A 7,449-nucleotide genomic window follows, 5' to 3' on the forward strand; every position below is an offset into this window, starting at 1 on the left:
ACTCGCGGGTCCACTACGGCAACTCGTACGTGAACGCGTTCTGGGACGACGGCTGCTTCTGCATGACCTACGGCGACGGGTCCGGCAACAACGACCCGCTGACCGCCCTGGACGTGGCCGGACACGAGATGAGCCACGGCGTCACCTCCAACACCGCGGGCCTCGACTACAGCGACGAGTCCGGCGGCCTGAACGAGGCGACCAGCGACATCATGGGCACCGGCGTGGAGTTCTACGCCAACAACTCCACCGATGTCGGTGACTACCTCATCGGCGAGAAGATCGACATCAACGGCGACGGCACACCGCTGCGCTACATGGACAAGCCCAGCAAGGACGGCGGTTCGGCCGACTCGTGGTACTCGGGCGTCGGCAACCTCGACGTGCACTACTCCTCGGGCGTCGCCAACCACTTCTTCTACCTGCTGAGCGAGGGCAGCGGCGCCAAGGTGATCAACGGCGTCAGCTACAACTCGCCGACCGCGGACGGGCTGCCGGTCACCGGCATCGGCCGGGACAAGGCGCTGCAGGTCTGGTACCGGGCGCTGACCACCAAGTGGACGTCCACCACCGACTACGCGGGCGCCCGCACCGGCACCCTCGCGGCGGCCGGTGAGCTGTACGGCACCTCCAGCGCCGAGTACAAGGCGGTGCAGGACGCCTGGGCGGGCGTCGGGGTCGGCTCGCGCTCCGGCGGGGGCGGCGGAGGCGGCGGCGGTGTGTACGACAACAACACACCGGTGGCGATCCCGGACAACGGGCCCGCCGTCACCTCGAGCATCACCGTCTCCGACAGGAGCGGAAACGCCCCGAGCAACCTCCAGGTGAGCGTCGACATCACACACACCTGGCGGGGTGACCTGGTGATCGACCTCATCGGCCCGTCCGGCAAGGCGTACCGGCTGAAGAACTTCAGCTCCTCGGACTCCGCGGACAACGTGAAGCAGACCTACACGGTCAACGCCTCCACCGAAACGGCCAACGGGACCTGGAAACTGAAGGTGCAGGATCAGGCCACCTACGACACCGGAACGCTCAACGACTGGAAGCTTACGTTCCCGTAAACCGGCCGCCAAAAGCCCGGGAACTGGGGGTTGTCCGAGGGTCAGGCACCCTCGGGCGACCCCCGTTAACACACCTGCAACGTTTCTCGGACAGTCGTTTTTCGGCCAACATCACTTCAGGGCCCTGACATGTACGCGTCCCTGATGTCACTCTTCCCTCACCCGCCGCAGAGCTTCACCACACCGTTCCGGCCAGTAACCCCACACTGACCGGACTCCCCACAGAAGGAGCTTGCGTGACCCCCCGCTACGCGCGTCACAAGCGCACCACCCTGGCCGTCGCCACCGCCGTCGCCGCCGGAGCCCTCCTCTCCACCGGTCTGGCCGCCAACGCCTCGGCCCAGACCCCGGCCGGTGCCGCCGCCAGGACGGCCGCGGCGCCGACCTCGCTGTCCGCCGCCGCCCGCACCTCCCTGATCCAGAAGGCGCAGGCCGGCGCCGCCGCGACCGCCCAGCAGATAGGCCTGGGGGCCAAGGAGAAGCTGGTCGTCAAGGACGTCGTCAAGGACGCCGACGGCACCGTCCACACCCGCTACGAGCGCACCTACGCGGGCCTGCCGGTGCTCGGCGGCGACCTCGTCGTCCACACCGCCAAGTCCGGCAAGACCGAGGGTGTGACCAGAGCGAACAAGGCGGCCATCAAGGTCGCCTCGCTCAAGCCGCAGATCACGGCCGCCAAGGCCGAGAAGCAGGCGGTGTCCGCTGCCAAGACCCTCGGCTCCGCCAAGTCCGCCTCGGACGGCGCCCGCAAGGTGATCTGGGCCGGCTCGGGCAAGGCCGTCCTGGCCTACGAGACGGTCGTCGGCGGCCTGCAGGACGACGGCACCCCGAACCAGCTGCACGTCATCACCGACGCGGCCACCGGCAAGAAGCTCTTCCAGTACCAGGGCATCGAGAACGCGACCGGCACCGGCAAGACGCTGTACTCCGGCACGGTCAGCCTGAACAGCACGCAGTCGGGCTCGACGTACCAGCTCACCGACAGCGCCCGGGGCGGTCACAAGACCTACAACCTGGCCCGCAAGACGTCCGGCAAGGGCACCCTGGTGGCCAGCTCGACCAACGTCTTCGGCACCGGTACCGCCTCCAGCTCCTCCTCCGACCAGACCGCGGCCGCGGACGCCGCCTACGGCGCGGCGGAGACCTGGGACTTCTACAAGAGCACCTTCGGCCGCAGCGGCATCAAGAACAACGGCGTCGGCGCCTACTCGCGCGTCCACTACGGCAACGCGTACGTGAACGCGTTCTGGGACGACAGCTGCTTCTGCATGACCTACGGCGACGGCGACGGCAACACCGACCCGCTGACCTCGCTGGACGTGGCCGGACACGAGATGAGCCACGGCGTCACCGCCAACACCGCGGGCCTGGAGTACTCCGGTGAGTCCGGCGGCCTGAACGAGGCGACCAGCGACATCTTCGGCACCGGCGTGGAGTTCTACGCCAACAACTCGTCCGACAAGGGTGACTACCTCATCGGCGAGAAGATCAACATCAACGGCGACGGCACCCCGCTGCGCTACATGGACAAGCCCAGCAAGGACGGCGGCTCGGCCGACTACTGGTCCTCCTCCGTCGGCGACCTGGACGTCCACTACTCGTCCGGTGTCGCGAACCACTTCTTCTACCTGCTGTCCGAGGGCAGCGGCTCGAAGACGATCAACGGGGTGACCTACAACTCCCCGACGAAGAACGGCTCCACGGTCACCGGCATCGGCCGGGACAAGGCGCTGCAGATCTGGTACAAGGCGCTGACCGAGTACTTCACCTCCACCACCGACTACTCCGACGCCCGCTCGGGCACCCTGTCGGCGGCGGCGGACCTGTACGGCTCCAGCAGCACCGAGTACAAGGCGGTGGCGGCGGCCTGGAGCGCGGTCAACGTCACCAGCTGACCCGGCGGCTGACGGGCGGGCCCCAGGAGGAAGGTACTCCGGGGCCCGCCCTACCCTTGTGACCCATGTCCTCGGCGCCCTTCACCTACGAGCCGGTCGGTGCGACCCGCGACGACCTGACGTACTGCCCGCCCGGCTTCCGCCCGATGCTCGTCCGCACCCGCCTCGGCGAAGGCCACGCGGTCTTCCAGCGGGCCGCCGAGGCGGTCCTCACCTGGGAGATGCACCGCGCCCTGGGCGTGGGCATCGACGCGGGCGCCGACCGGGCGGCCCCCGGCATCGACGTCACCGTCACCCTGGCCGCCCTGATCAAGGCCCCCTGCCGCATCATCTGGACGGCCCAGGACCCCCGCCGGGCCGGCTGGGCCTACGGCACCCTGGAGGGCCACCCCGAATGCGGCGAGGAGGCCTTCGTGGTCGACCGTACGGGCGACGGCACGGTGTGGCTGACGGTCGCGGCCTTCAGCAGGGGGGCCAAGTGGTACGCGAAGGCGGGCGGCCCGGCGACCCGGGGGCTGCAGCACGCGTACGCCCGCCGGTGCGGGACGGTGCTGCGGAAGCTGTGCGCGGGGCTGTCCGAGGACTGAGGAACCCGCCCGGGCGGGCACTCCTGGTCCCCCCGCAGACCCCGCCCCCCTACCGCAGCAGCACCCCGGACCCCTCCACCACCTCCTCCGAAGGCACCGCCAGCAGGCCGAGCTCGGCGGCGGAGGCGAGCAGCCGGTGGGCCGGCAGGATGCGGACCGTGTAGCCGTAGGGGCCGGTACGGTCCAGGGCCAGGGGGCCCTCGTACAGCAGGCGGCCCTCCAGGTCCGGGGTGCCGGTCGGCTTCAGCGGGACGACCGTCGCGTCGGTGATGCGGTCCTCCGCGTCGACCCGGCCGGACACCACCTGGACCTCGACGTCGTCGGGAGTCAGCTCGCCCAGGCCGACCCGGACCCGCAGGCCCACCGTCGTGCCCAGCTCCGCCGTGGCCGTCGTCGCGGTCGTCTCCACGTGGTCGACGCTCACGCCCGGCCAGGCCGCCCGGACCCTCGTCTTCCACTCGGCCAGTCCGCTCGCGGTGTCCGGGGTCAGTGCGCGGTGCGCCTGTGCGGCGGGGACGTAGAGGCGGTCGACGTACTCGCGGACCATGCGGCCGGCCAGCACCTTGGGACCGAGCAGAGCGAGGGTCTGGCGGACCATCTGGATCCAGCGGTCGGGCAGCCCGGCGCGTCCGCGTTCGTAGAAGCGGGGGGTGACCCGCTGTTCCAGGAGGTCGTAGAGCGCCGCCGCCTCGATGTCGTCGCGGTGGTCCGGGTCCGTGCCGGCGCCGTCCGCCGTCGGGATGGACCAGCCGAAGTCCGGCTGGAACCATTCGTCCCACCAGCCGTCCAGGACGGAGAGGTTCAGGCAGCCGTTCAGCGCCGCCTTCATGCCGGACGTGCCGCAGGCCTCCAGCGGGCGCAGGGGGTTGTTGAGCCAGACGTCGCAGCCGGGGTAGAGCTTCTGCGCCATCGCCATGCCGTAGTCGGGCAGGAAGACGACCCGGTGGCGCACCCGGGGGTCGTCCGCGAAGCGGACCAGTTCCTGGACCAGGCGCTTGCCGCTGTCGTCCGCCGGATGCGCCTTGCCCGCCACGACGATCTGGATCGGGCGCTCCGGGTGCAGCAGCAGCTCCATCAGCCGGTCGCGGTCACGCAGCATCAGGGTCAGGCGCTTGTACGACGGGACCCGTCGGGCGAAGCCGATCGTCAGGACGTCCGGATCCAGCACCCCCTCGATCCAGCCCAACTCGGCGTTCGCGGCGCCCCGTTGGCGCCATGACACCCGCAGCCGCTCGCGTACCTCCAGCACCAGCTGTTCGCGCAGGGTGCGGCGCAGTTCCCAGATCTCCTGGTCCGCGATGTCCGCGACCGAGTCCCAGCGCTCGGAGCCCCCGACGGTCAGCGCGTCCTCGGCGCGCTCGGAGCCGACCTGCCGGGCACCGAGCCGCAGCACCTCCGGAGCGACCCAGGTCGGCGCGTGCACCCCGTTGGTGACGGAGGTGATCGGCACCTCCTCGGCGTCGAATCCCGGCCACAGGCCCGCGAACATCTCCCGGCTGACCTGCCCGTGCAGCAGGGACACGCCGTTCGCCCGCTGGGCCAGCCGCAGCCCCATCACCGCCATGTTGAACAGATTCGGCTCGCCGCCCGGATAGGTCTCCATACCGAGGCGCAGGACGCGGTCCACCTCGATCCCGGGCAGCTCGGCGTCCGGCCCGAAGTGCCGGGCGACCAGTTCCCGGTCGAAGCGGTCGATGCCGGCCGGGACCGGTGTGTGCGTGGTGAAGACCGTGCCGCCGCGCACCGCCTCCAGCGAGGAGTCGAAGTCCATTCCGCCGGCGCACAGTTCGGCGATCCGTTCCAGGCCCAGGAAGCCCGCGTGGCCCTCGTTGGTGTGGAACACCTCCGGCTCCGGGTGCCCGGTGAGCCGGCAGTACGTCCGCACCGCCCGGACACCTCCTATGCCGAGCAGCATCTCCTGCAGCAGCCGGTGCTCGCTGCCGCCGCCGTAGAGCCGGTCGGTCACGCCGCGTTCGCCGAGGTCGTTCTCCTCGACGTCCGAGTCGAGCAGCAGCAGCGGCACCCTGCCCACCTGGGCCAGCCAGATCCGGGCGTGCAGCGCCTTGCCGCCGGGCAGCGCCAGCGAGACCTGTGCCGGGGTGCCGTCGGCCTCCTTCGGCTGGGTGAGGGGCAGCTCGTTGGGGTCGAGCACCGGGTAGTGCTCCTGCTGCCAGCCGTCACGGGACAGGCTCTGCCGGAAGTAGCCGTGCCGGTAGAGGAGCCCGACTCCGATCAGGGGGACACCCAGGTCGCTGGCGGCCTTGAGATGGTCGCCCGCGAGGATGCCGAGGCCGCCGGAGTACTGGGGCAGCGCGGCCGTGATGCCGAACTCCGGGGAGAAGTAGGCCACCGCGGCGGGCAGGCCGTCGGCCTGTGTCTGATACCAGCGGTCGCCGGTCAGATAGTCGTCGAGGTCGTCGGCGACCGCGCCGAGACGGCGCAGGAACCGCCGGTCCCCGGCCAGTTCGGCCAGCCTGCCCGACCGCACGCGGCCCAGTATCCGCACGGGGTCGCCCCCGACCGCGGCCCAGGCCTCGGGATCGACGGACTGGAACAGATCGCGCGTTTCCGCATGCCAGGACCAGCGCAGATTGCGCGCCAGGTCGCTCAGCGGCCGGAGGGGTTCGGGGAGAACGGGACGGACGGTGAACCGACGGATCGCCTTCACATTCCACCTCGGACGCGTTACGGGGGAAGACGTACGGCGCTGTACGTCTCGTCGTCACCCTCGACGGTAGTGGTTACCCGGGCGTCGGTGGGGACGCACCCGCCGGGGGTGTCGGGGCGTGTGGAGGCGGTCACCGGGCACTCGGAAGAAGGAGGCCGGTCTTGCGGGTGGACATACGCGAGAGTAGTTACCAGGGTTCCGGGTTGCCCACCCGAGCCGGGTGGGAAGGCTCCTCCGGTACACACCCCACAGGCGTCACCCAGCACCTCCGCAGGACCCACCTCCCCACATCCTCCGCCCACACCCACGTTGACGCGGACAGGAGCGGTCATGCCCGCCACGCACCACTCGTCAGCACCGCCGGCCGGCGGCAAGAGCACGGCACCGGCGAAGAAGGCCTCGAAGAAGACAACGGGCAGGAAAGCCGTGAAGCCCACCCCTGATGTGCCCGGCCCGCCGGGCCCCGCCGACGCCGCGCCCGCCTCCGGGGAGACCACCCTCGGCCGCATCCCCGTCCTCGACGTACGTCCTGTGGTCCAGCAGGGGCGCAGGCCGGCCAAGGCGGTGACCGGCGAGTCGTTCGAGGTGTCGGCCACCGTCTTCCGGGAGGGGCACGACGCGGTCGCGGCGAACGTCGTGCTGCGCGACCCGGCCGGCCGGCCCGGCCCCTGGACGCCGATGCGCGAACTCGCCCCGGGCACCGACCGCTGGGGCGCCACCGTCACCGCGGGCGAACCGGGCCGCTGGACCTACACGGTGGAGGCCTGGGCCGACCCGGTCGCCACCTGGCAGCACCACGCACGCATCAAGATCCCGGCCGGTATCGACACCGAACTGGTCATGGAGGAGGGCGCCCGGCTGTACGAGCGCGCGGCCGCCGGAGTCCCGAAGGAACGGCAATCGGTCGTGCGGGCCGCGGCCGCGGCCCTGCGTGACGAGAAACGCCCGGCCGCCTGGCGCCTCGCGGCGGCCCTGGCACCGCAGGTGAACGAGGTCCTGGCCCGGTACCCGTTGCGGGAGCTGGTCACCGCCTCGGATCCGATGCCGCTGCTGGTGGAGCGTGAACGCGCGCTGTTCGGCTCGTGGTACGAGTTCTTCCCGCGCTCGGAGGGCACCGCGCGGCAGCCGCATGGCACGTTCCGCACAGCCGTGCGCCGGCTGAAGCCGATCGCGGACATGGGCTTCGACGTCGTCTACCTGCCGCCCATCCACCCCATCGGCACCACGTTCCGCAA

The 7,449-nt window shown here is 70.9% G+C and carries 5 protein-coding genes; 4 read left to right on the forward strand and 1 reads right to left on the reverse strand.

Annotated elements, in window-relative coordinates; translation table 11 throughout:
- From IE244_RS41245 to IE244_RS41255, 3 genes are all read left to right on the forward strand, one after another.
- A partial coding sequence (locus IE244_RS41245) for a M4 family metallopeptidase (RefSeq protein WP_191878718.1) occupies window positions 1-1,064 on the forward strand: 1,064 nt, incomplete at its 5' end.
- Between the two features lie 236 nt (window positions 1,065-1,300).
- On the forward strand, window positions 1,301-2,959 hold the full coding sequence (locus IE244_RS41250) for a M4 family metallopeptidase (protein ID WP_191878719.1): 1,659 nt from the start codon (window positions 1,301-1,303) through the stop codon (window positions 2,957-2,959).
- 65 nt (window positions 2,960-3,024) lie between these two features.
- On the forward strand, window positions 3,025-3,546 hold the full coding sequence (locus IE244_RS41255) for a DUF1990 domain-containing protein (protein WP_191878720.1): 522 nt from the start codon (window positions 3,025-3,027) through the stop codon (window positions 3,544-3,546).
- 49 nt (window positions 3,547-3,595) lie between these two features.
- Here the strand turns inward: IE244_RS41255 and glgP are convergent, their stop codons facing one another.
- Entirely contained in the window at window positions 3,596-6,214 is a 2,619-nt protein-coding gene (gene glgP / locus IE244_RS41260; RefSeq protein ID WP_191878721.1) for an alpha-glucan family phosphorylase, read from the reverse strand.
- Window positions 6,215-6,544: 330 nt separating this feature from the next.
- On the opposite strand from glgP, the gene IE244_RS41265 reads away from it, so the two are divergent.
- On the forward strand, window positions 6,545-7,449 hold a 905-nt coding region (locus IE244_RS41265), incomplete at its 3' end, for a maltotransferase domain-containing protein (RefSeq protein ID WP_191878722.1).

Origin of the sequence: Streptomyces filipinensis (assembly GCF_014649495.1) — a bacterium.
Classification (GTDB): domain Bacteria; phylum Actinomycetota; class Actinomycetes; order Streptomycetales; family Streptomycetaceae; genus Streptomyces; species Streptomyces filipinensis.

Coding starts and splice junctions, on each gene's coding strand:
- IE244_RS41255 (WP_191878720.1), top strand. CDS start 3,025: ATGTCCTCGGCGCCCTTCACCTACGAGCCGGTCGGTGCGACCCGCGAC.